Source organism: Novosphingobium aquiterrae (genome assembly GCF_042434435.1).
Lineage (GTDB): Bacteria > Pseudomonadota > Alphaproteobacteria > Sphingomonadales > Sphingomonadaceae > Novosphingobium > Novosphingobium aquiterrae.
Genome location: NZ_JBHLTL010000001.1, coordinates 1,016,927 through 1,038,209 on the forward strand (window position 1 = coordinate 1,016,927; position 21,283 = coordinate 1,038,209).

The following is a 21,283-nucleotide window of genomic DNA, read 5'->3' on the forward strand; positions in this document are numbered from 1 at the left end:
CGCCATGACCGTCACCACCCGTTTCGCCCCCAGTCCCACCGGTACGCTGCACGTCGGCAACGTCCGCGCGGCGCTCCACAACTGGCTGCTGGCAAAGAAGCACGGCGGGCGCTTCCTGCTGCGCATCGACGATACCGATCAGGAACGCAGCCGCGAGGAGCATGTCACCAGCATCAAGGCCGACCTCGAATGGCTCGGCCTCAACTGGGACGGCGAAGAGCGGCAGTCCGCCCGGTTTGATCTTTACGAGGCCGAGTTCCAGAAGCTGGTCGCTGCCGGCCGGGTCTATCGCTGTTATGAGACGGCGCAGGAGCTGGAGCTCAAGCGCAAGATTCTGCTCGGGCGCGGTCTGCCGCCAATCTACGACCGCGCGGCGTTGAGCCTTACCGCAGCCGATCACGCTGCGAAGGAAGCCGCAGGCGAAAGGCCGCACTGGCGCTTCCTGCTCGACCGCGCCGCGCCGATCGCATGGACCGACGGCATCCGCGGGCCCCAGCACTTCGACCCGGCCAAGATGAGCGACCCGGTGGTCCGCCGCGCCGATGGGTCGTGGCTCTATCTGCTGCCTTCGGTGATCGATGACGTGGCAATGGGCGTAACCGACGTGCTGCGCGGCGAGGACCACGTCTCCAACACCGCCAGCCAGGTGCAGATGTTCCTAGCGCTGGGTGCGCAGCCACCGCGCTTCGCCCATGAGGCCTTGCTGACCGGGACCGAGGGCAAGCTGTCGAAGCGGCTCGGCTCGCTTGGCGTTTCCGCACTGCGCGACGAGGGGATCGAACCCGAGGCACTGGTCGGCCTGCTTGCCCGCCTTGGAACCAGCGATCCGGTCGATCCCGCGCTCGATGCTGCCGCGCTGGCCGAGCAGTTCGACCTTGCCCGCTTCGGGCGCGCGCCAGCTCGTTTTGACGAGGCTGAACTGCACCGGGTCAACGCCGCGGTGGTCCACCGCCTGCCCTTTGCCCGGGTCGCTCACCTGCTGCCCGAAGGCATGGAGGAAGCGGCGTGGCAGGCAATTCGGCCGAACCTTCAGCACATCGGCGAAGCGGCGGACTGGTGGCAGGTGGTGACCGGGCCGGTTGCGGCGCCGGCGCTTGCGGAAGACGACACGGCTTTCCTCCGCGAAGCCGCGAGCATCCTGGCGCGCACCGGTGCCGACTGGGCCGCGCTCACTGGCGCGCTCAAGGAATCGACCGGGCGCAAGGGCAAGGCGCTGTTCCTGCCGCTGCGCCTAGCCCTGACCGGCCGCGAACACGGCCCCGACATGGCTGCGCTATTGCCGCTGATCGGCGCGGACGAAGCCTTGCGGCGGCTGTCCGCCTAAGGAAGTTACCCGGCGAGCCGCAAAAACCGTTTTACATTGCGCGCAGCCGCCGATAGAGGCGCCCGCGATGTTCGCGATGACCGCCCCGACTATTACCAGCAAACCGACCGCCGCGGCGGGTACGGTTGTTGGGTCGCGCGCTTAGGCTTCCCGGACAACCCGCCCCGCACCGAGCAGGCGGGGCCTTCCATAGCGGAACTGACTGAACCCCGACCTGCTCTTTCGAATGACGAAGGAGTAAGCAGCATGGTTCAGCGTTTCGCCCCCGGACAGAAGCTCAACGTCGGCATTGTCGGTGCCACCGGCGTGGTCGGTTCGACCATGCTGGCGATCCTGAAGGAGCGTCACTTCCCGCTTGCCAGCCTGCGCCTGTTCGCTTCGGCCCGTTCGGCGGGCAAGGTGATTGACGGCGTGACGATCGAGGATGCCGCCAGTGCCGACTTTTCCGGGCTCGACATCGTCTTGTTCAGCGCCGGTGGTTCAACCTCGAAGGCGCTGGCACCGAAGGCCGCGGCCGTAGGCGCAATCGTGATCGACAACTCATCGGCCTGGCGTTCCGACCCGGATGTGCCGCTGGTGGTGGCCGAAGTGAACCCCCACGCGCTGGATCATCTGCCCAAGGGCATCGTCGCCAACCCCAACTGCACCACCATGGCCGCGATGCCGGTGCTCAAGCCGCTGCACGACGAGGCCGGGCTCAAGGCGATCGTCGCCTCGACCTATCAGGCAGTCTCCGGCGGCGGGCTGGAAGGGATCGACGTCCTGGCGCGCCAGATCGACCATGTCGGCACCCGCGCCCGCGAACTGGCCGAAGGCGGCCATGACGATCTGCTGCCCGCGCCCGAAAAGTGGGCCGTGCCGATCGCCCACAACGTCGTCCCGCTCAACTATGTACTGGGTGACGACGGCTATACCGAGGAAGAAACCAAGCTGCGCGACGAGAGCCGCAAGATCCTGGAAATCCCTGGCCTCCCCGTGTCGGGAACCTGCGTGCGGGTGCCGGTCTTCACCGGGCATTCGCTGTCGCTCAACCTGTCTTTCGAACGCCCGATCAGCGTGGCGCGCGCGCTGGAACTGCTGAGCCAGGCCCCCGGCGTGGTGATCAGCGCGGTGCCCAATCCGCTGGAAGCGACCGGCAAGGATCCGGTCTTCGTCGGCCGCGTCCGCCAGGATCCGACCGTGGCGAACGGCCTGGCGCTGTTCGTGGTCGGCGACAACCTGCGCAAGGGCGCCGCACTGAACGCCGTGCAGATCGCCGAGGCGCTGCTGGGATGAAGATGGATGGGCGGTCCGGCGGGCCGCCCCTTACTCCATGAACCAGCCGTGGCTGACCACCAGGCTCTGCCCGGTCAGCGCATTGCTGGGGAAGGCGGCGAACAGCAGCGCGACCTCGGCGACATCCTCGATCGAAGTGAATTCGCCATCGACGGTCTGGCCAAGCATGACCTTCTTGACCACCTCGTCCTCGGAAATGCCCAGTTCCTTCGCCTGTTCGGGGATCTGCTTGTCCACCAAAGGTGTGCGTACGAAGCCGGGGCAGATCACGTTGGCGCGGACCCCGTGCGCGCCGCCTTCGCGGGCGATCGTCCGGGCCAGGCCAAGCAGGCCATGCTTGGCGGTGACATAGGCGCTTTTGAGCGGGCTGGCGGTCTTCGAATGGACCGAGCCCATCAGGATCACCGCCCCTGATCCCTGCCGGTACATGTGCGGCAGCACCGCCTTGCTGGTCAGGAAGGCGCCGTCGAGATGGATCGCCAGCATCTTTTTCCAATCGGCATAGGCAAAGTCTTGCACTGGATTGACGATCTGGATCCCGGCGTTGGAGACCAGAACGTCGACCGTGCCCCTCCGTGCAACCACTGCAGCGACCCCGGCCTCGACCTGTTCCTCGCTGGTCACGTCCATCGCCACGGCCATCGCGCAGTCAGCCCGGCCCGCGTTGAGGCTGTCCGCGGCAGCCTGCGCGGCTTCCAGGTTGAGGTCGGCGATGGCGACCATTGCCCCGGCCTGCGCAAAGCGCTTGGCGATGCCCAGGCCGATGCCGCTGGCGGCGCCGGTGACGATGCAGATCTTGTCGGTAAGGTCCATGCGCAAACCCTAGCCCCGAACCGTGCTGCGCCGCAACACGAGAACTAGGCGGCGGCGACTTCGACCGTGTCTTCGCTCGCGGCTTCGAGCAGGCGCTTTTCGACCGCCTTGAAGCGCTGCGGCGAATCGAGCTTCTCGCCCAGCACATCGGTGACATAGAACGTATCCGCAGCGCGCTCGCCATAGGTTGCGATATGCGCCGAATGGACCACCAAACGCGCCTCGAACAGTGCCCGCGCCAGGCGGTTGAGCAGCGCCGGGCGGTCGCGCGCGTTGACTTCGATCACGGTGAAGCGGTTCGAGGCCTGGTTGTCGAATTCCACTGTCGGCTGGACGTCGAAAGCATCGGCGCGCGGGCGGGCCAGCGGGCGGGCGGCAAGCTGCGGCACCAGCTTGACCCGGCCCATCAGCGCATCGCCGATCATCGTCTTGATCCTGGCAAGCTGGCCGTCTTCGGAGAACGGCCGGCCGAGCGGGTCCTGGACCAGGAAGTTGTCGACCGCCATGCCGTTCTTGGCGGTGTGAATGCGCGCGTCGATGATGTTCCCGCCGGCCAGATGTATCCCCCCGGCAATGCGGTAAAACAGCCCCGGATGGTCGGCAGCGATGACCGTCACCAGCGTTGCCCCGCGCGCGGCATAGTACTCGGTATGAACGTCGAGCGCGGCACCCTTGGCTCGATCGAGCTGGCGCAGGTTCATCGCGATGATATCGTCGGGTTCGGCAATCCAATAGGCATCGCCCATCTGCTTGCCGTGCCGCGTGACCAGCGCGCTGTCCTTGCCCAGCCCCTCGCCGACCGCAGCCTTCTTGGCGGCGATCCGCTGTTCCCGGCCGTGCTGGACATGGCCCAGCCGCAGCCGCTCTTCCGCCGCCTCGTAAAGCTCTGCGATCAGCTGGCGCTTCCAGCTGTTCCACACCCCGGGCCCGACCGCGCGGATATCGACGATGGTCAGCATCGAGAGCAGGCGCAGCCGTTCGACCGACTGGACCACGGCGACAAAGTCCCCGATCGTTTTCCAGTCGGCCAGATCGCGCTTGAAAGCGGTGGCGCTGAGCAGCAGGTGGTAGCGGACCAACCAGGAAACCAGCGCGGTCTCCTTGTCATCCAGACCCAGCCGCGGGCACAGCTTCATCGCCACATCGGCGCCCAGTTCGCTGTGATCGCCGCGCCGCCCCTTGGCGATATCGTGCAGCAGGATCGCGGCGTAAAGCGCGCGGCGGTTGATCACCTTGTGGATGATCCCGCTGGCCAAGGGATGATCGGTCTTGAGTTCGCCCTTCTCGATCCGCGCCATCAGCCCGATCGCGCGGATGGTGTGCTCGTCGACCGTGTAATGGTGGTACATGTCGAACTGCATCTGGGCGTTGACCCGGCCGAAGTCGGGAACAAAGCGTCCGAAGACGCCGGCTTCGTTGAGCCAGCGCAGCGCGCTCTCGGGATCCTGGCGGCTGGTCAGCAGGTCCATGAACAGCGCATTGGCGCGGGGCAGGTCGCGCACGGTGTCGACCAAGCGGGCATCGCGCACCGCCAGGCGCATCGCATCGGGGTGGAGTTCCAGCCCTTCGCTGTCGGCCAGCACGAAGATCTCGATCAGTCGGACCGGGTCTTCGGCAAACCAGCCATCGCCGGGCACGTTGATCCGTCCGCCATAGACGACATAGCCCTTGAGCATGCGCTTGCGCGCGCGGAAGCCCGCCAGCAATCCGCGCGGCTGCTTGCGCGCGAATTGTTCGTCGAGCTGGGCCAGGAACAGCCCGGTCAGGTGGCCGACCCGCTTTGCCTGCAGGAAGAAGTACTGCATGAAGCGCTCGACCGCGCTTTTGCCCGGACGATCGGCGAACTGCATCCGCGCGGCGACTTCGCGTTGCAGGTCGAAGGTCAGGCGGTCCTCGGCGCGGCCGGTGATGGTGTGGAGGTGGCAGCGCACCGCCCAGAAGAAGTTCTCGGCGCGGCGGAAGGCGCGCAGCTCGTTCGCGCTGAGCAGCCCGACCCCGACCAGTTCGGACACGTCGCGAACGTGGTGGATGTACTTGCCGATCCAGTACAGCGTGTGCAGGTCGCGCAGGCCGCCCTTGCCTTCCTTGACGTTGGGTTCGACGACGTAGCGGCTGTCGCCTAGGCGCTTGTGCCGCTCGTTGCGCTCGGTCAGCTTTTCGCTGACGTATTGCCGCTCGGTCCCGGCGACGACTTCGGCCCAGAAGCGGGCCTGCGCCTCGTCGAACAGCGCCTGATCGCCCCAGACGTAGCGTCCTTCGAGCATGGCAGTGCGGATCGTCAGGTCGCTGCGTCCCATTCGCACCATATCGTCAAGGCTGCGGCTCGACTGGCCGACCTTGAGCCCCAGGTCCCACAGGAAATAGAGCATGGCCTCGATCACCTGTTCGCACCAGGCGGTCTGCTTTCCCGGGGTGATGAAGGCGATGTCGACGTCGGAATGCGGCGCCATTTCACCGCGGCCATAGCCGCCCACCGCCATGATCGTCAGCCGTTCCCCGGTCGAGCGATTACCCGAAGGATAGACGTCGTGGGTGACGTGATCGTGGATCACGCGGACCAGCTGGTCGACCAGAAAGGCCTGGGCCTCGGCGCAGTCGTGCCCGGCCGAGGGTTTTTCCGCCAGGCGCCGGGCGATTTCAGCGCGGCCAGCGGCCAGCGCCGCGCGCAGCAGCTCGACCACCTGCGGCCGCGCCCTGGCCGCGCCTGCCGCCGCAACGGCATCGGCCACCGCGCCGGCCACCGCGCGCCGATCGACGATCGCGCGCTGGTTGGCGATGCGGCTGGGCTTGAGCCCCTGTGTCAGGCCGGGTTCGTCTGTTCGCTTTCCCACACCGTGAGGTAACGGGCCTTGAGCGTCCGCTTGTCAACCTTTTCGGTGCCGAGCCGCGGCAGCGTGGCATGCTCCTGCCACAATCGCACCGGCACCTTGAACGGGGCAATGCGGGTTTTGAGGTATTCGCGCAGCTCGTCCTCGCTCAGGCTTTCGCCGTCCTTGGTCAGATAGACCCCGGTGGGCAATTCGCCGAACCGCTCATCAGCCATGCCGAAGACGCTGGCCTCGGCGATCTTGGGATGGCTGTAGATGGCCTGCTCGACCTCGATGCAGCTGATGTTCTCGCCGCCTCGAATGATGATTTCCTTCTTGCGGTCGACAATGAACAGATAGCCGTCATCATCGAGGTAGCCGAGATCGCCCGAGCGGAACCAGCCATCGGGCATGATCGCATCCTTGGTCGCCTCGGTATTATTCCAGTAGCCCAGGAAATTGCAGATGGTGCGGATCGACACCTCACCGATCTGGCCGGCGGGCAGTTCGTTGCCGGCATCGTCAAGGATGCCCATCTCGACCAGCGGCTTCGATGCGGTGCCGGTCGAGCCCGGCTTGGCCAAGTAGTTCTCGTTGAAGTTGCCGCAGCCGACCCCGTTGGTTTCGGTCAGGCCGTAACCCAGCAGCGGAAAGGCATGGGGCAGGGCCTCGCGGATGCGGGTGACGTGATCGACCGGACGCGGCGCGCCGCCAGCGGCGAAGGAAACGCACGACGATAGGTCGTACTTGTCGCGGTTGGGATGGGTGGCGATCTCGAAGCTCATCAGAGGCACGCCGACGAAATAGCTGACCTTCTCCTTCTCGATCAGCCGCATCGCGGTTTCGGCGTCCCATTTGGGCATCAGCACCAGCTTGCGGCCGATCGCGAAACTTTGCAGGAACAGCGGCACTTCGCCGGTGACGTGGAACAGCGGCACATTGACCAGGCTGCACGGCTGCGATGCGGGATCGGGCGCCTCGCCCTTTTCGCCCAGATAGGTGAAGACCATCAGGGTCTGCGCGGCATAGTTCATCACCGCCTGGACAACCCCGCGGTGATCCGAATAGGCACCCTTCGATTGCCCGGTCGATCCCGAGGTATAGAGGATCGTTGCCAGGTCATCACCGGTCAGTTCGGGGATCGGCGTGGTTTCATCGCCGCCGTCGGCCAGCAAAGGGGCCAGCCCGGTGCGCCAATCGGCATCGTGGCCGAACACCACCAGCTTGCCCGGATAGCTCATCCCGTCGAGCCGCGCGGCGCGTTGTTCGTCGGCCAGGGTCAGGGTGCAGCCGGCCAGCTCGATCCCGCCGGCCAGTTCCTCGCCGCTCCACCAGCCATTGAGCAGGGTGGCACAGCCCCCAGCCATCAGCGTGCCGAGATAGGTGACGATCCAGTTGATCGAATTGCGCGCGGCGATGCCGATGCGGTCGCCGGGCTTGATGCCGTGCCCCGCAACCAGCCCGCCGGCCACGGTCCGCGCGGCGGCATGGACCTGGGCAAAGGTCATCCGCACATCGCCTTCGACCAGGAATTCCTTGTCGGCCTGTTCGGCGCAATAGTGCGCCAGATAGTGCACCAGCGTTGGCGGGGCATGCTTGAACATCGGCAGGGTGCGGCCGAACCGTTCGAACGGCACCGTTTCCAGCGGCGCGCCCGGCGCGGTCAGACGGGCAATGACAGATCCAAGGGCAGTATCGAGTTCGCTCGCCATGCGGCTTCCTTTTTTCCCGTATTTTTCGCAGGACGCGCCCTTCTCACGCCCACGACCGGTTTGTTTCCGGCAGCTGATGTGCCACAAGCGATCATGGACGGTCGGGGTAACCGGCGCGTTCGCAATTGCGGCAAAGATTTCTTTAAGGGGTTAACCACTTGCTGTCACTATGGCTCGCGGCGGCGGCGGACCACGCGCCGATCTTCTTCGAAAACCTTGGCCTCAAACGCTACCTTTTCGCGTTCAACACCCCCTTGGGTGAATTCCAACTGCGCTGGTACAGCCTGGCCTATCTGGCCGGGATCGTGTTCGCCTATTGGCACGTCTCCAAGACGATCAAGGCCCCCGGCGCGCCGCTGGCGCAGCGCCACGCCGATGACCTGTTCTTCTATTGCACCCTTGGCGTCATCTTGGGCGGACGGCTGGGCTATGCCACCTTTTACACCGGGGGCGACACCGGGATACCCAGCCTGTGGTCGCATCCGTCCGAACTGATCAAGCTGTGGGAAGGCGGGATGAGCTTCCACGGCGGGTTGGTCGGGGTGCTGCTGGCGATCACCTGGGTGTGCTGGAAAAACGGCCTCAGCTTCCTGCGGGTCTGCGATTACATCGCGATTCCGGTGCCGATGGGCATGCTGTTCGGGCGGCTGGCCAACTTCGTCAATGGCGAGCTGTGGGGCCGGGTCGCCGGTTCCGACGTGGCCTGGGCCATGGTCTTTCCCGGGGCCGGCCCGCTGCCGCGCCACCCCAGCCAGTTGTACGAGGCACTGCTCGAAGGGCTGGTGCTGGCGCTGATCATGCTGGCGCTGTTCTGGAAGACCCGCGCCCGCTGGCGGCCCGGCCTGCTGGTCGGAACCTTTACCCTGGGGATCGCGCTGGCTCGTTTCACGGTCGAATTCTTCCGCGAACCCGATGCCCAGCTGCAGGATTTTGCGGTGCGCACCGGACTCTCGATGGGCCAGTGGCTGACCCTGCCGCTGATGGCCGTCGGGCTGTTCTTCATAGTCCGCGCCCTCATCAAACCGCCGCTGGGCGGGGCCGCGGTGTCCACTCCCGCTGCCGATGCTTGACGAAGACGACGGCTCCAGCCTTGCGGCGATCTTCCGCCGCTTGATCGCCAACACCGGGCCGATCAGCCTGATGCACTATATGGGCGAAGCCAACGCGCGCTATTACGCCAGCCGCGATCCGCTGGGCACGGCGGGCGATTTCGTCACTGCGCCCGAAATCAGCCAGATGTTCGGCGAGCTGATCGGGCTGTGGCTGGCCGACATATGGATCCGCGCCGGACGGGAAGCGCCGGTGCACTATGTCGAACTTGGCCCGGGCAGGGGTACCCTGGCCAGTGACGCCTTGCGCGCGGCCAAGCGCTATGGGTTGGAACCCGCTGTCCATCTGGTCGAGGCTTCGACCGCACTGAAAGACGTTCAGCTGGTCACCGTTCCGGGAGCCCAGTGGCACGCCGATCTGTCAACCGTGCCGATGTACGGCCCGGTGCTGATCGTCGCCAACGAGTTTCTCGACGCGTTGCCGGTGCGCCAGCTGGTCAGGACGGCAGATGGCTGGCGCGAACGGATGGTTGTGCCGGAAGGTGATCGGTTCGCCTGTATTGCCGGTAGCCAGCCGATGGACGCCGCCGTGCCCGAAGCACGCCGCGACGCATCGGAAGGGGCAATCATCGAAACCTGCCCCGGTGCTGCTGCAACGATTTACGAAGTGGCCGGACGGCTGATCGAGCAGGGCGGCGCCGCGCTGTTCATCGACTATGGCCACGACACGCCGCGCGACGGATCGACCCTGCAGGCCGTGCGCCAGCACCTGAAAGTCGATCCTTTCGTCAATCCCGGCGAGGCTGATCTGACCGCGCATGTCGATTTTGCCACGCTGGCCCAGATTGCCCAGTCGCGCGGGTGCAAATGGCTTGGCACGGTGCCGCAAGGGCGCTGGCTGCGCGAACTGGGCATCGAAACCCGCGCCGAGGGGCTGGCGGCGGTTGCCCCGCAGCATGCCGCCGCGATCCACGGCGCCATGGACCGCCTGATCGGCGAAGGGCAGATGGGTGCGCTGTTCAAGGTCATGGGCCTGGCCGCGCCGACCTGGCCCGACGGCGTCGGATTTTCCGGCTAGCAGCCGGGGAGCCAAGTCCCGCGCAAAACGTTGTCGCAGGCATGAGCGACAGCGAGTCCCCTTTCGATTGCCTGATCGTCGGCGGCGGCCCGGCCGGGCTGACCGCGGCGATCTATCTCGCCCGGTTCCGCCGCCGCGCGGTGCTGTTCGACCGCGGCGGCAGCCGCGCGGCGATGATCCCGCGCAGTCACAACCACGCCGGTTATCCCGAAGGCATTCCGGGCAAGGAACTGCTGGCGCTGATGGCAAGCCAAGCGCGCAACTTTGGCGCGGACCTGCGCGAAGGGAATGTCACCGACCTGACGCGCGATGGCGCGCTGTGGCGCTTCACCGTGGCCGGTACGCCCCATGCCGCGCGGACCGTGCTGTTCGCCACCGGGGTCGACAACCGCTATCCCGACATTCCCCGGTCGGTCCACGATGCCGCGCTGGCTGCAGGCCATCTGCGCTATTGCCCGATCTGCGACGCCTATGAAGCCAGCGGCCAGCGCATTGCCGTGGTCGGCGCCGAAAGCCACGGCGTGGCCGAGGCGCTGTTCCTGCGCCGCTATTCGGACCAGGTGACGCTTTACACCCTGGTCGAATGCGAATTGCATGAGAAGGACCGCGCCGACCTGGCCCGCGCCGGGGTGAGCTGGGATCCGCGCCCCGTGCAGCGTTACGAATTCGGCGCCGATGGCGTGATCCTGCATTTTGCGCAGGGCGACGCCGCGCTGGCCGACACACTCTATCCGGCGCTGGGCGGCGATCCCAATATCGAACTGGTCGCGCCGCTGGGCTTGCGCCGCGATGGCGATGCCTGCCTGCCGACCGACGCGCACCAACGGCTGGGGCTGGAGGGCCTTTATGCTGCCGGCGATGTCGTCGCCGCGCTCGACCAGATCAGCGTCGCGATGGGCCACGCAGCCATCGCCGCCACCACTATCCACAACGATTTGCGCGAACGCGACGGCCAGACCCCGGCCTGATCCTTGGTACACTGTGGCGTTCGCCGGCAACGGTGCTAAGCCGGGTGCGGGAGAACAGGATTGCCGGGACAACCAACGCCAGCACCGTCGCTGCTTTCGCGCCTGTTCAAGGCGCTGTTGCTGGGCCTGTATCGCTGGAAGGGCTGGACCCTGGTCGATGTTCACCCGGTGCCGAAAAAATGCGTTATCCTGGGCGCGCCGCACACCACCAACTGGGATTTCGTCTTCTTCCTTGGCGCGACAAATGAATGCGGCATCAAGCCCAGCTTCATGGGTAAGCTCAGCCTGTTCAAGTGGCCCATGACCCGCTTCATGCTGGATATGGGCGGCGTCCCGGTCGATCGATCACGCCGCGCCAACTATGTCGAGCAAGTGGTTGCCGAGTTCACCCGGCGCGATGAGCTGGCACTGGTCATCGCCCCCGAAGGGACGCGCGGAACAATAACCGCCTGGCGGTCTGGCTTTTATCATATCGCCCATGGCGCCGGGGTAGCCATCGTCCCCGCCTGGGTCGACAATGCGGCGATGACGGGCGGGATCGGCCCGGCGATCTTCCCCAGCGGCGATTTCGCCGCCGACCTGCGCCGCATCGCCGATTTCTACCGCTCGGTCATGCCCGATCATCCCAAGCTGGCCGTGCTTTATGCCCAGGCTGCCATTGAGGGGGAGAAAGCCGCTGCTTGACGCTCTGCTGATCAACCTGGCGGTTGACGCCGTTATGCTGCTGGCGCTGTGGCGCGTCGCCGTGGCGATCAAGGACGTGTCGTTCATCGATGCGGTTTGGGGCGGAGGTATGGCCGTGCTTGCAGCGGTCAGCTGGCTGCAATTGCCTGATCCCGGCGCGCGGGCCACGCTGCTGCTGGCCATGACCGCGATCTGGGGGCTGCGCCTGGCGTTCCACCTGTTCACCCGCTGGCGCGCCAGCGGCGAGGATCCGCGTTATGCCCGCATGCTGGGCAAGGCGAAGGAGCGCGGCCAGTTCGCCCGCGCCGCGCTGACCGTAGTCTTTGCGCCGCAGGCCTTGCTGCTGTTCCTGAGCAGCCTGCCCGCGCAGCTGGGCATTCTGGCGGCACCGGAGCCGGCGGCGATTGGAGTGCTTGGCCTGGTCGGTTTCGCGCTGTGGCTGCTGGGGATGGTGTTCGAAGCGGTGGGCGATGCGCAGTTGAAGGCGTTCCGTGCCGATCCCGCCAGCAAGGGCAAGGTGCTCGACACCGGACTGTGGCGCTATACCCGCCACCCCAATTACTTCGGCGATTGCTGCGTATGGTGGGGGATCTGGTTGACCGCGGCAAAGGCAGGGCCATGGATTGCCCTGGCCAGCCTGCCCGGCCCGCTGTTCCTGACCTTCACACTGACCAGATGGTCGGGCAAGCCGCTGCTGGAAAAGGGCCTGGCCAGGACCCGTCCAGACTATGCCGACTATGTCGCGCGGACCTCTGGCTTCATTCCCTGGCCGCCCAAACAGGGTTAGCCCTGCGCTTCGCGGCGGTGTAGGATAACCTCTGCGCCGGAGTCGTTTCCGGCGTTCTTACAGGAGGTTATCCCCCCATGCGCAAATTCATCCTGCCGGTCATGGCGCTCGCGCTGGTCGCCGGTTGCAAGGGCAAGGCCCCCGAAGCCGTCGCCAGCGACGCGGTCGATACGGCCACCACCGCCTCTGCGGCCGAAATGCCGGCACTGCCTGCCGATCCCAAGGGCACGGTCACTGTCGCCGGCAGCTATGCCAGCAATGGTGCGGTGCTGGTTCTGGGCGCAGATGACAGCGCGACGATGACCGATGCCGCGGGCAAGGTCACCAAGGGCAAGTGGGCGTGGTATTCCGATGGCAAGCGCATCCTGCTGACCGCTGACAAGTCGGTCTGGGCTGTCGCTGACGGCGCGCTCTACAAGCTGGCCAGCAAGGACGCCCCGCTGACCGGGCTGACCGCCGACCAGATCTGGGCCAAGGCCAAGTAAGCCCAAAGTCTCGCGCAATCCGAAAAGGCGGTGCCCCTTGCGGGGTGCCGCCTTTTCTATTTTGCCGCTTCGCTGGCGCGCTCTTCGGCCGGGACAGCGCGGAGTGCCGGACCGCCGAGCCAGGCTTCCATCGCTTCGACATCGGTCAGCGGCGAAATCGCCGCGTCGCGCTGGCGGGCGAATGTGGCAAAGCTGTCCCCGCCATTGGCAAGGAAGCTGTTGACCGTGACCCGGTACGTCTGGGCCGGGTCGATCGCCTTGCCGTCAAGCGTCATCGCCATCACCCGGCTGCCCGCCGGACGGGTCAGGTCATAGGTCCAGGCGAAGCCTTGCGAGGCGCTGAGCAGCTGCTTGGGCTGGGTATCGTCCAGCCCTTCCTCCAGCGCGGCCTTAAGCTCTGCCCCGGTCAGCGACATGGTCACCATGCCGTTGGTGAAGGGCTGGACCGCGTAGATCTGCCCAAAGGTGATGGTCCCGTCGGCACCGGGCGTCAGGGTGTGCGGCGCGCGGATGCCGAAGGGGTTCATGAACGCGATCTGCGCCCCGGCCTTGCGCGTCGCGGCCAGCTGCGAATCGGCGATCAGGTTGCCCAGCGTCCCGCCGTTCCACGATGAATCGCCGCCAGGACGCTTGACCTCGCCCGCCAGCTTGCCGACCGGACGCTGGATTTCCGCCTTGGACGCATCGACGTATCGCGCGACATAGGCGGCAATATCGGCACGCGGGGCAAAGCGCGCGAACTGGTCCTTGGGCTCGATCCGCCCGATGCGGGTAGCATAGCCTTCGCTCTGCACGATGACGTTGCTGGCGCGCTTGGCCACCACGCGCTTCGCCGCCGGATCGATGTCCAGCGCGATGTCGGTGACCAGCTGGCCGAACACCCCGGCGCTGGTCAGCAGGAACGGCCTCTCCGGATTGTACTGGCCGTAGTCGCAGACATAGGACCAGTGGGTATGGCCCGAAACGACCACGTCGACCCGGGGATCGAGCCGGTCGAGGATCGGGCGGATCCCGCCGGTCAGCGCCGGGCAGGCGCTCGGGTCCGGATCGCCCTTGGTATAGCCGCCCTGGTGGATCAGCAGCACGATCGCAGCAGCCCCCTTGGCCTTGAGGCCGGGGACGAGCGCGTTGACGGTATCGGCCTCATCGGTGAAGTGCACGCCCTTGAGCCCTTCGCGCGATGACAGGTCGCCGGTTTCCTTCAGGGTCAGGCCGATCAACCCGACCGTGACCCGGCGCTTGCCGCTACCGAAGCTGCGCAAGGCGGTCGCCGGAAACAGCGTCTTGCCGTCGGCTTCGACGCTGTTGGCAGCGAGATAACCGAAGCGCGCGCCCTTGAACGGTTCGAGCCGGCACGGCTTGAGGGCGGAATACTGCGCGCAGCCGCCGCTGGCCTTGCGTTTCAGTTCATCGCGGCCGCGATCGAATTCATGGTTGCCAACCGCGTTGAAATCCAGCCCGATGCGATTGAGCACGCCGATCGCCGGTTCATCGAGGAACAGCGAGGAGGACAGCTGGCTGGCACCGATCAGATCGCCGGCGGCAACGGTCAGGTGATTCAGGTATTTCTGCCGCACGCTGTCGACCGCGCTGGCCAGATAGGCCGACCCGCCCGCCGGAATCTGGATCACGCCGCCCTTGCCGTCCGCCACGACGACAGAAGTTTTCGGCGGCTCCAATGCGCCGTGGAAATCGTTGATTGCCGCAATCCCGACCGTGACCGTGGACGACGCGGCTGCTGACCGCGTGCCCGGACCGGCGGCGCAACCGGCAATGGCCGGCAGGATCAGGAGCGTAAGAAAATGGCGAAAATTCATCGAAACGGCTTTCACTGTGCAGCCCCGTCTCTGCCCAAGGGAGGCAGGCAGTGCAACAGGCTCTGCGTATTATCCGATTAAGACAGTTTCTTGAAACTTACGCAGAGACTTTCTATAATCGATCGCAATAGCATCTCCCGGGGAGTTTCGAGTTATGTCGCGGCCGCAGACCGATATCGACGCAGGGCGCGACAGCCTGATCGAACAGGCGATCGCGCTGATCGAAGAACGCGGCAGCAGCGCCATCACCATGACCGAACTGGCGGCGCGCGCGGGGATGTCGCCCGCCAATCTCTATCGCTATTTCGCCAACAAGGACGCGCTGATCGAGGCGGTGGCCGAATACTGGTTCCGCCCCAAGATTGCGATCATGGAAGAGGTGCTGGCCAGCGATCTCAACCCGCGGCGCAAGATGTACGAATTCTTCGCCCGCCGCTTTGCCCAGATGAAGGCCGAATGGGAACGCGATCCGATCGCCTTCTCCACCTATGCCGAACTGGGCAGGGAAAATTACGAGCAGGTTCGCTCCTACGTCGATCTGGGCGATCATTTCCTCTCGCTGATCATTGGCGAAGCCATGGCCGACGGCCATTTCGAGGGGCTGAGCATTGACGAGGCACTCAGCTTGATCAATCAAATGGTCAGCGTCTACGTCAACATCGGCGCGATGGAACAGGTCATGCCGCGGCTGACCACCGACAAGCTGGCGCGGATCATCGACGCCCTGTTCGATGGGCTGTCCGGGAAGGATCGCGGGGCCAAGGGTGTGACCGGCCTGCGCGCGGCCTGACAAATTCGCCGAATGTCTGGAATTTTTCACAATCCGATGCTATTTACATCGATGTGAACAACTCTGCCCCCCATTCCTTCGCGATTGCCGTCAATCCTGCCGACATCGATTTTATGGGGCACGTCAACAATGCCTCCTACCTCAAGTGGGTCCAGGATGCGGTGATCGACCACTGGCGCAGCCTTGCCCCGAGCGAGGCCGTGGCAGCGCATCTGTGGGTCGCCCTCAAGCACGAGATTACCTATCTGCGCCCGACCTTCCTCGACGACGACGTCGTCGCCACGGTGCTGCTCGAACGCTTTCAGGGCGCCCGCGCCTTTTACGAAACGGTCATCCGCCGCGGCGAAGACGTGCTGGCCGAGGTCAAGTCGAGCTGGTGCTGCATCGATGCCGAAACGCTGCGCCCGACCCGCCTGGCGCGCGATATCGTCGCCAAGTTCTTCCCCGCCGGCTGAGCGGCCCCTGGGCTATTTCTTGAGCGTCTTCATCGACGAGGTCAGGCAGAAACGCACCCCGTCCGCGCCATAGTCGACCTGGCCAGTTCCGCCGAATTCCATCGGCAGCGCGCGGGTAACCAGGCCTGTGCCGAAGCCGGTCCGCGCCGGGCGCTCGACCGGTCCGACGCCGCTTTCCTCCCAGACCAGCTCGAACGGATCGTCCGAGCCGGGTGTGCCCGCCTGCCAGCGCACGCTGACTTTGCCGCCGGGCCGGGCGAAAGCCCCGTACTTGGCGGCATTGGTCGCCAGTTCGTGCATCGCCAGGGACAGGCCGAAAACCTGCTTTCCGACTAGCGTGACCGGCGGCCCGTCAAGAGCGAGGACGTCTTCGGCAGGCAAGTGCGGGGCCAGGGCATTGCGCACGATCTGTTCAAGATCGGCCCGGCCCCACGAATCGTGCAGCAGCAGATCCTGCGCCGTAGACAGGGCCTGGAGCCGCTGGCTGAACCGCGCCTGGGGTGCGTCATCGTCGCTGGCGAAACCGAAGGTCTGCGCCGCGATTGCATTGATCACGCTGAAGGTGTTCTTCATGCGATGCGCCAGCTCGCCGTTGAGCAGCTCGATCCGGCGCTTGGCCAGAACCGTCTCGGTGGTTTCGACGACGGTGTTCAGAACGCCCAGCACCTTGCCGAACTCGTCGCGCACCGGGGTGTAGGAAAAGGTGAACCACGCCTGCTCGTCAAAGCCGTGACGCTGGGTGTGGAGTTCCATGTCGTGAAAAAAGCTGGATTCGCCGGCCATGCCCTTGTCGAAGATCGGGCCGATGTCGTCCCAGACATCGCTCCACACCTCGGCGACGGGGCGACCAATGCCGCAAGGCTTGTTGCCCATCAGCGGAGCATAGCCATCGTTGTAGAGCATGATGCCCTCTGCGCCCCACAACATGCATTGCGGAAAGCGCGAGGCGAGCACGGTGGCGGCTGTGATCTTGAGAACGCCGCTCCATGATTCCGGCGGTCCGAGGGGGCGATTCGTCCAGTCCATGCGCCGGATTTTCTCGGCACATTCGCCGCCACGTTCAAGAAAGCTCAACATCGTGACAAACCGAATCCCTGCGCGACACTATGCCACTTTGCCTAGTGTCGACAACAGAGCATTAGACTGGGCTAGACGTCAAGATTGGCGACGTTGAGCGCGTTTTCCTGAATGAAGTCGCGGCGCGGTTCGACCACGTCACCCATCAGGCGGGTGAAGATCTCGTCGGTGACGTCGGCGTCCTCGACCTTGACCTGCAACAAGACGCGGTGATCGGGGTCGAGCGTGGTTTCCCACAGCTGCTCGGCATTCATCTCGCCCAATCCCTTGTAGCGCGCGATTGAGAGGCCCTTGCGCCCGGCGGCGAGGACGTTTTCGAGCAATTGCGAGGGCCGGGTGATCGCCCCGTCACCGATGGTTGGACGCGCGGCGGGCGCGGCGTCCTGTTCCTCGGACTCAAGCCCGGTGCTTTCGACTTCGGGCTCCGGCTCGGTGCCGATTCGGGCGAGGCGCGCGGTGCCGCGATAGACGTCGGCCTGTTCCCCGGCCAGTCGGGCCAGCTTGCGCGCTTCGGCTCCGCTGAGGAAAGCCGCGTCGATCGGGAAGGCATCGGTCACCCCGCGCCACAGCCGCTTGACCAGCAGCGACCCGTCTTCGCGGACCTCGGCGCTCCACTTCGCCTCGCGGTCGCCGCGGCCCAGCCAGGCGGCGGCTTCGGCCAGCGTGGTCTTGCGGTCGGCATCGCTGATGTCGGTGGCAAACACCCCGGCCAGCGCCAACGCCTCGATCACCCCCGGTTCGTAACGCTTGGGCACAAAGGCCATCAGATTGCGCAGCCGCATCGCGTGTTCGACCAGGGCCTTCAGTTCCTGCCCCGAACGCGCCCCGCCGGTGGTTTCCAGCATGCGCCCCTGGACCCCGGCATCGACCAGGTATTCGTCGAGTTCGCGCGCATCCTTGAGGTACACCTCGCTGCGCCCCTTGGCGACCTTGTAGAGCGGCGGCTGGGCGATGAAGAGATGCCCATTGCGGATGATCTCGGGCATCTGGCGGTGGAAGAAGGTCAGCAGCAGGGTTCGGATATGCGCGCCGTCGACATCGGCGTCGGTCATGATCACGATCTTGTGATAGCGCAGCTTGCCCAGGTTGAACTCGTCGCGGATCCCGGTGCCCATCGCCTGGATCAGCGTGCCGACTTCCTTCGACGAAATGATCCGGTCGAAGCGCGCGCGCTCGACGTTGAGGATCTTACCCTTCAAGGGCAGGATCGCCTGGATGTTGCGATCGCGGCCCTGCTTGGCCGATCCGCCGGCCGAATCACCTTCGACCAGGAACAGTTCGCACTTGGCGGGATCGCGTTCCTGGCAATCGGCCAGCTTGCCGGGCAGGCTGGCAATATCCATCGCCCCCTTGCGCCGGGTCAGTTCGCGCGCGCGCTTGGCCGCTTCGCGCGCGGCGGCGGCGTCGATGATCTTGCCGACGACCTGCTTGGCATAGGCGGGGTTTTCCTCGAGCCATTCGCTCATCTTGTCGCCCATCAGCGCTTCGAGCGGCTGGCGCACTTCGGAGGAGACCAGCTTGTCCTTGGTCTGCGACGAGAACTTGGGATCGGGCAGCTTGACCGAGACGATCGCGGTCAGCCCTTCGCGCATGTCCTCGCCGGTCAGGCTGACCTTTTCCTTTTTCAAGAGGCCCGACTTTTCGGCATAGTTGTTGAGCGTGCGGGTCAGCGCGGCGCGGAACGCGGCGAGGTGGGTGCCGCCGTCGCGCTGGGGGATGTTGTTGGTGAAGCACAGGACGTTTTCGTAGTACGAATCGTTCCATTCCAGCGCGACATCGATGCCGATCCCGTCGCGGTTGGCCGAAATCGCGATCGGATCGGGCAGCAGCGCGGCCTTGTTGCGATCGAGGTACTTCACGAAAGCCGCGATCCCGCCTTCGTAGAACAGGTCGTGTTCGATCACTTCGGCATGGCGGCGGTCGCGCAGCTTGATCCGCACGCCCGAATTGAGGAAAGCCAGCTCGCGGTAGCGGTGCTCAAGCTTTTCGAAGTCGAATTCGGTGACGTTCTTGAAGGTGTCGGTGCTGGCGAGGAAGGTCACGCGGGTGCCCTTCTTGCCCGCTGGTGCCGGGCCAACCACGCGCAGCGATTCCACCGCATCGCCGTGGGCGAACTTCATCCAGTGCTCTTCGCCATCGCGCCAGATCGTCAGTTCCAGCCATTCTGACAGCGCGTTGACCACCGATACGCCGACGCCGTGGAGTCCGCCGGACACCTTGTAGGCATTGTCGTCGCTGGTGTTCTCGAACTTTCCGCCGGCGTGGAGCTGGGTCATGATGACTTCGGCCGCCGACACGCCTTCCTCGGCATGGATCCCGGTGGGAATGCCGCGGCCGTTATCCTCGACCGAAACCGAGCCGTCCGGATTGAGTTCGATCAGAACAAGGTCGCAGTGCCCGGCCAGCGCCTCGTCGATCGCATTGTCCGACACTTCGAAGACCATGTGGTGCAGGCCCGAGCCATCGTCGGTATCGCCGATGTACATGCCGGGCCGCTTGCGCACCGCATCGAGGCCCTTGAGGACCTTGATCTGATCGGCGCCATAGGCGTTGGCGTTGGGAGTGTTATCTGGAGGTGTATCGTCGGTATCGGACATAGCCAGCATATAGGCATTGAGGCCCGGCAAAGGAAGGCATTTGCCCCCCTTCCATCCACAGGGAATTCCTGCTCAAATGCAGCGGACAAGACAGGGAGAACGGGCATGAAACGGATCGTCGCGGCGCTGCTGGCCAGCGCAATTTCAGCGGGCAGCGCCCAGGCCCAGGCCCCGCTGCGCCCCGATCAGGAAGCGTTTCGCGGGCTCTACAAGGAACTGGTGGAAACCAACACCACAGTAAGCAGCGGCAGCTGCACCCTGGCCGCCGAACGCATGGCGACGCGGCTGAAGGCAGCCGGCTTCAAGGACGAACAGCTGACCCTGTTTGCCGTGCCGGAGCATCCCAAGGACGGCGGGCTGGTGGCGGTCTATCCCGGCACCTCGAAAAAGCTCAAGCCGCTGCTGCTGCTGGCCCATATCGATGTGGTCGAGGCCAAGCGTTCCGACTGGGTGCGCGATCCCTTCACCCTGATCGAGGAGAACGGCTATTTCTATGGCCGCGGCACCGCCGACGACAAATCACAGGCGGCGATCTGGACCGATAGCCTGATCCGCTTTGCCAAGGACGGGTACAAGCCGGCACGCACGATCAAGATGGCGCTGACCTGCGGCGAGGAAACCAGCGGCGCCTTCAACGGCGCCGAATGGCTGTCGAAGAACAAGCGTGACCTGATCGATGCCGAGTTTGCGCTGAACGAGGGCGGCGGCGGCCTGACCGACGGCAAGGGCCCCTTGAACGGGGGCAAGCTGGTGGTCCAGTCGATCCAGGCGGGCGAGAAGGCCTATCAGGACTTTACCCTGACTACGACCAATCCCGGCGGGCACAGCTCGCAGCCGCTTCGCGAAAACGCGATCTATGCCATGGCCGATGCGGTGACCCGGATCCGCGATTTCGAATTCCCCCTGGAGTTCAATGACACCACCCGCGCCTTCTTTGCCAAGGCCGGGTCGATCCGCCCCGATGCGATGGGCAAGGCAATGGTCGCCCTCTCGGCCAATCCCACCGACAAGGCCGCCGAAGCCGTGGTCAACACCGACAAGATGTTTCATTCGATGCTGCGCACGACCTGCGTCGCCACCCTGATCGACGGTGGCCACGCGCTCAATGCCTTGCCGCAGACGGTGACCGCCAACGTCAATTGCCGCATGTTCCCCGGCCGAACCCCGGATGAAACCCAGGCCTTGTTGGCCCGGGCGATTGGCAATCCAGCGGTCAAGATCGAGCAGCGGGTCAAAGACAAGCCGATTGCCAAGGCCCCGCCGATGAATTCCCCGGCGGTGGCAACGATGGAACGCCTGGTCAATCAGCGCTGGCCCGGCGTGCCTGTGATCCCGACCATGTCGACCGGGGCGACCGACGCGGTCTACCTCGCCGCGGTCGGCATCCCGACCTATGGCGTGCCCGGCGAATGGGGCGATCCCGACGGCAATGGCGCCCACGGCCTCAACGAACGGCTCGAAGTGCGTTCGCTTTACGAGGGCCGCGATTACCTGTTCGATCTGGTCAAGGCGCTCAGCAGCAAGTGAACACATAAGACAAAACGGCCGTCACGCTTGTCGGCGTG

At 65.3% G+C, this 21,283-nt stretch carries 17 protein-coding genes; 11 read left to right on the plus strand and 6 right to left on the minus strand.

The window, feature by feature from the left end:
- The first annotated feature begins 4 nt into the window (after window positions 1–4).
- Window positions 5–1,324: a glutamate--tRNA ligase gene (gene gltX / locus ACFFF7_RS04870; protein WP_379480228.1), complete on the plus strand. Its 1,320-nt coding sequence runs from the start codon at window positions 5–7 to the stop codon at window positions 1,322–1,324.
- Window positions 1,325–1,570: 246 nt separating this feature from the next.
- Complete coding sequence (locus tag ACFFF7_RS04875; protein ID WP_379480229.1) at window positions 1,571–2,599, plus strand: aspartate-semialdehyde dehydrogenase; 1,029 nt, start codon at window positions 1,571–1,573, stop codon at window positions 2,597–2,599.
- 30 nt (window positions 2,600–2,629) lie between these two features.
- On the opposite strand, the gene ACFFF7_RS04880 is transcribed toward ACFFF7_RS04875, so the two are convergent.
- Genes ACFFF7_RS04880 through ACFFF7_RS04890 form a run of 3 tightly spaced genes read right to left on the minus strand, consistent with a single transcriptional unit; the run spans window position 2,630 to window position 7,931 of the window.
- Window positions 2,630–3,412, minus strand: coding sequence for a 3-hydroxybutyrate dehydrogenase (locus tag ACFFF7_RS04880; protein ID WP_379480230.1), 783 nt, complete (start codon window positions 3,410–3,412; stop codon window positions 2,630–2,632).
- Between the two features lie 44 nt (window positions 3,413–3,456).
- Complete coding sequence (locus ACFFF7_RS04885; RefSeq protein WP_379480467.1) at window positions 3,457–6,216, minus strand: [protein-PII] uridylyltransferase; 2,760 nt, start codon at window positions 6,214–6,216, stop codon at window positions 3,457–3,459.
- The gene (locus ACFFF7_RS04890; RefSeq protein ID WP_379480231.1) at window positions 6,213–7,931 is read right to left on the minus strand and encodes a class I adenylate-forming enzyme family protein; all 1,719 of its coding nucleotides are present in this window, start codon (window positions 7,929–7,931) and stop codon (window positions 6,213–6,215) included. The genes ACFFF7_RS04885 and ACFFF7_RS04890 overlap by 4 nt, the downstream gene beginning before the upstream one ends.
- 158 nt (window positions 7,932–8,089) lie before the next feature.
- On the opposite strand from ACFFF7_RS04890, the gene lgt reads away from it, so the two are divergent.
- The 6 genes from lgt to ACFFF7_RS04920 all read left to right on the plus strand — a co-directional run bounded on the left by lgt (window position 8,090) and on the right by ACFFF7_RS04920 (window position 12,982).
- Window positions 8,090–9,001, plus strand: a complete 912-nt coding sequence (gene lgt / locus ACFFF7_RS04895) for a prolipoprotein diacylglyceryl transferase (RefSeq protein ID WP_379480232.1) — start codon at window positions 8,090–8,092, stop codon at window positions 8,999–9,001.
- Complete coding sequence (locus tag ACFFF7_RS04900) at window positions 8,994–10,058, plus strand: class I SAM-dependent methyltransferase (RefSeq protein ID WP_379480233.1); 1,065 nt, start codon at window positions 8,994–8,996, stop codon at window positions 10,056–10,058. Before lgt ends, ACFFF7_RS04900 begins: the two co-directional genes overlap by 8 nt.
- Before the next feature lie 41 nt (window positions 10,059–10,099).
- Window positions 10,100–11,026, plus strand: a complete 927-nt coding sequence (locus ACFFF7_RS04905) for an NAD(P)/FAD-dependent oxidoreductase (RefSeq protein ID WP_379480234.1) — start codon at window positions 10,100–10,102, stop codon at window positions 11,024–11,026.
- Window positions 11,027–11,086: 60 nt separating this feature from the next.
- On the plus strand, window positions 11,087–11,710 hold the full coding sequence (locus tag ACFFF7_RS04910; RefSeq protein ID WP_379480235.1) for a 1-acyl-sn-glycerol-3-phosphate acyltransferase: 624 nt from the start codon (window positions 11,087–11,089) through the stop codon (window positions 11,708–11,710).
- A gap of 34 nt (window positions 11,711–11,744) precedes the next feature.
- Entirely contained in the window at window positions 11,745–12,497 is a 753-nt protein-coding gene (locus ACFFF7_RS04915; protein ID WP_379480236.1) for a DUF1295 domain-containing protein, read from the plus strand.
- 77 nt (window positions 12,498–12,574) lie between these two features.
- Window positions 12,575–12,982 carry a hypothetical protein gene (locus ACFFF7_RS04920; protein WP_379480237.1) on the plus strand — a complete coding sequence of 136 codons (408 nt, stop codon included), beginning with the start codon at window positions 12,575–12,577 and terminating at the stop codon, window positions 12,980–12,982.
- Between the two features lie 56 nt (window positions 12,983–13,038).
- Here ACFFF7_RS04920 and ACFFF7_RS04925 read toward each other — a convergent pair whose 3' ends face one another.
- Window positions 13,039–14,799: a bifunctional metallophosphatase/5'-nucleotidase gene (locus tag ACFFF7_RS04925; protein ID WP_379480238.1), complete on the minus strand. Its 1,761-nt coding sequence runs from the start codon at window positions 14,797–14,799 to the stop codon at window positions 13,039–13,041.
- Between the two features lie 154 nt (window positions 14,800–14,953).
- On the opposite strand from ACFFF7_RS04925, the gene ACFFF7_RS04930 reads away from it, so the two are divergent.
- Window positions 14,954–15,589, plus strand: a complete 636-nt coding sequence (locus tag ACFFF7_RS04930; protein ID WP_379480239.1) for a TetR/AcrR family transcriptional regulator — start codon at window positions 14,954–14,956, stop codon at window positions 15,587–15,589.
- A 53-nt stretch (window positions 15,590–15,642) separates the two neighbouring features.
- Window positions 15,643–16,044 (plus strand): acyl-CoA thioesterase, encoded by a 402-nt coding sequence (locus ACFFF7_RS04935; RefSeq protein ID WP_379480240.1) that lies wholly within the window; start codon window positions 15,643–15,645, stop codon window positions 16,042–16,044.
- Window positions 16,045–16,056: 12 nt separating this feature from the next.
- Here the strand turns inward: ACFFF7_RS04935 and ACFFF7_RS04940 are convergent, their stop codons facing one another.
- Complete coding sequence (locus tag ACFFF7_RS04940; RefSeq protein ID WP_379480241.1) at window positions 16,057–17,070, minus strand: sensor histidine kinase; 1,014 nt, start codon at window positions 17,068–17,070, stop codon at window positions 16,057–16,059.
- A gap of 122 nt (window positions 17,071–17,192) precedes the next feature.
- The gene (gene gyrB, locus ACFFF7_RS04945) at window positions 17,193–19,718 is read right to left on the minus strand and encodes a DNA topoisomerase (ATP-hydrolyzing) subunit B (protein ID WP_379480242.1); all 2,526 of its coding nucleotides are present in this window, start codon (window positions 19,716–19,718) and stop codon (window positions 17,193–17,195) included.
- Between the two features lie 105 nt (window positions 19,719–19,823).
- On the opposite strand from gyrB, the gene ACFFF7_RS04950 reads away from it, so the two are divergent.
- Complete coding sequence (locus ACFFF7_RS04950; RefSeq protein ID WP_379480243.1) at window positions 19,824–21,245, plus strand: M20/M25/M40 family metallo-hydrolase; 1,422 nt, start codon at window positions 19,824–19,826, stop codon at window positions 21,243–21,245.
- The last annotated feature ends 38 nt before the right edge of the window (window positions 21,246–21,283 follow it).

Coding starts and splice junctions, on each gene's coding strand:
- gltX (WP_379480228.1), top strand. CDS start 5: ATGACCGTCACCACCCGTTTCGCCCCCAGTCCCACCGGTACGCTGCAC.
- ACFFF7_RS04875 (WP_379480229.1), top strand. CDS start 1,571: ATGGTTCAGCGTTTCGCCCCCGGACAGAAGCTCAACGTCGGCATTGTC.
- ACFFF7_RS04880 (WP_379480230.1), bottom strand. CDS start 3,412: ATGGACCTTACCGACAAGATCTGCATCGTCACCGGCGCCGCCAGCGGC.
- ACFFF7_RS04890 (WP_379480231.1), bottom strand. CDS start 7,931: ATGGCGAGCGAACTCGATACTGCCCTTGGATCTGTCATTGCCCGTCTG.
- ACFFF7_RS04900 (WP_379480233.1), top strand. CDS start 8,994: ATGCTTGACGAAGACGACGGCTCCAGCCTTGCGGCGATCTTCCGCCGC.
- ACFFF7_RS04905 (WP_379480234.1), top strand. CDS start 10,100: ATGAGCGACAGCGAGTCCCCTTTCGATTGCCTGATCGTCGGCGGCGGC.
- ACFFF7_RS04915 (WP_379480236.1), top strand. CDS start 11,745: ATGCTGCTGGCGCTGTGGCGCGTCGCCGTGGCGATCAAGGACGTGTCG.
- ACFFF7_RS04920 (WP_379480237.1), top strand. CDS start 12,575: ATGCGCAAATTCATCCTGCCGGTCATGGCGCTCGCGCTGGTCGCCGGT.
- ACFFF7_RS04925 (WP_379480238.1), bottom strand. CDS start 14,799: ATGAATTTTCGCCATTTTCTTACGCTCCTGATCCTGCCGGCCATTGCC.
- ACFFF7_RS04930 (WP_379480239.1), top strand. CDS start 14,954: ATGTCGCGGCCGCAGACCGATATCGACGCAGGGCGCGACAGCCTGATC.
- ACFFF7_RS04940 (WP_379480241.1), bottom strand. CDS start 17,070: ATGGACTGGACGAATCGCCCCCTCGGACCGCCGGAATCATGGAGCGGC.
- gyrB (WP_379480242.1), bottom strand. CDS start 19,718: ATGTCCGATACCGACGATACACCTCCAGATAACACTCCCAACGCCAAC.
- ACFFF7_RS04950 (WP_379480243.1), top strand. CDS start 19,824: ATGAAACGGATCGTCGCGGCGCTGCTGGCCAGCGCAATTTCAGCGGGC.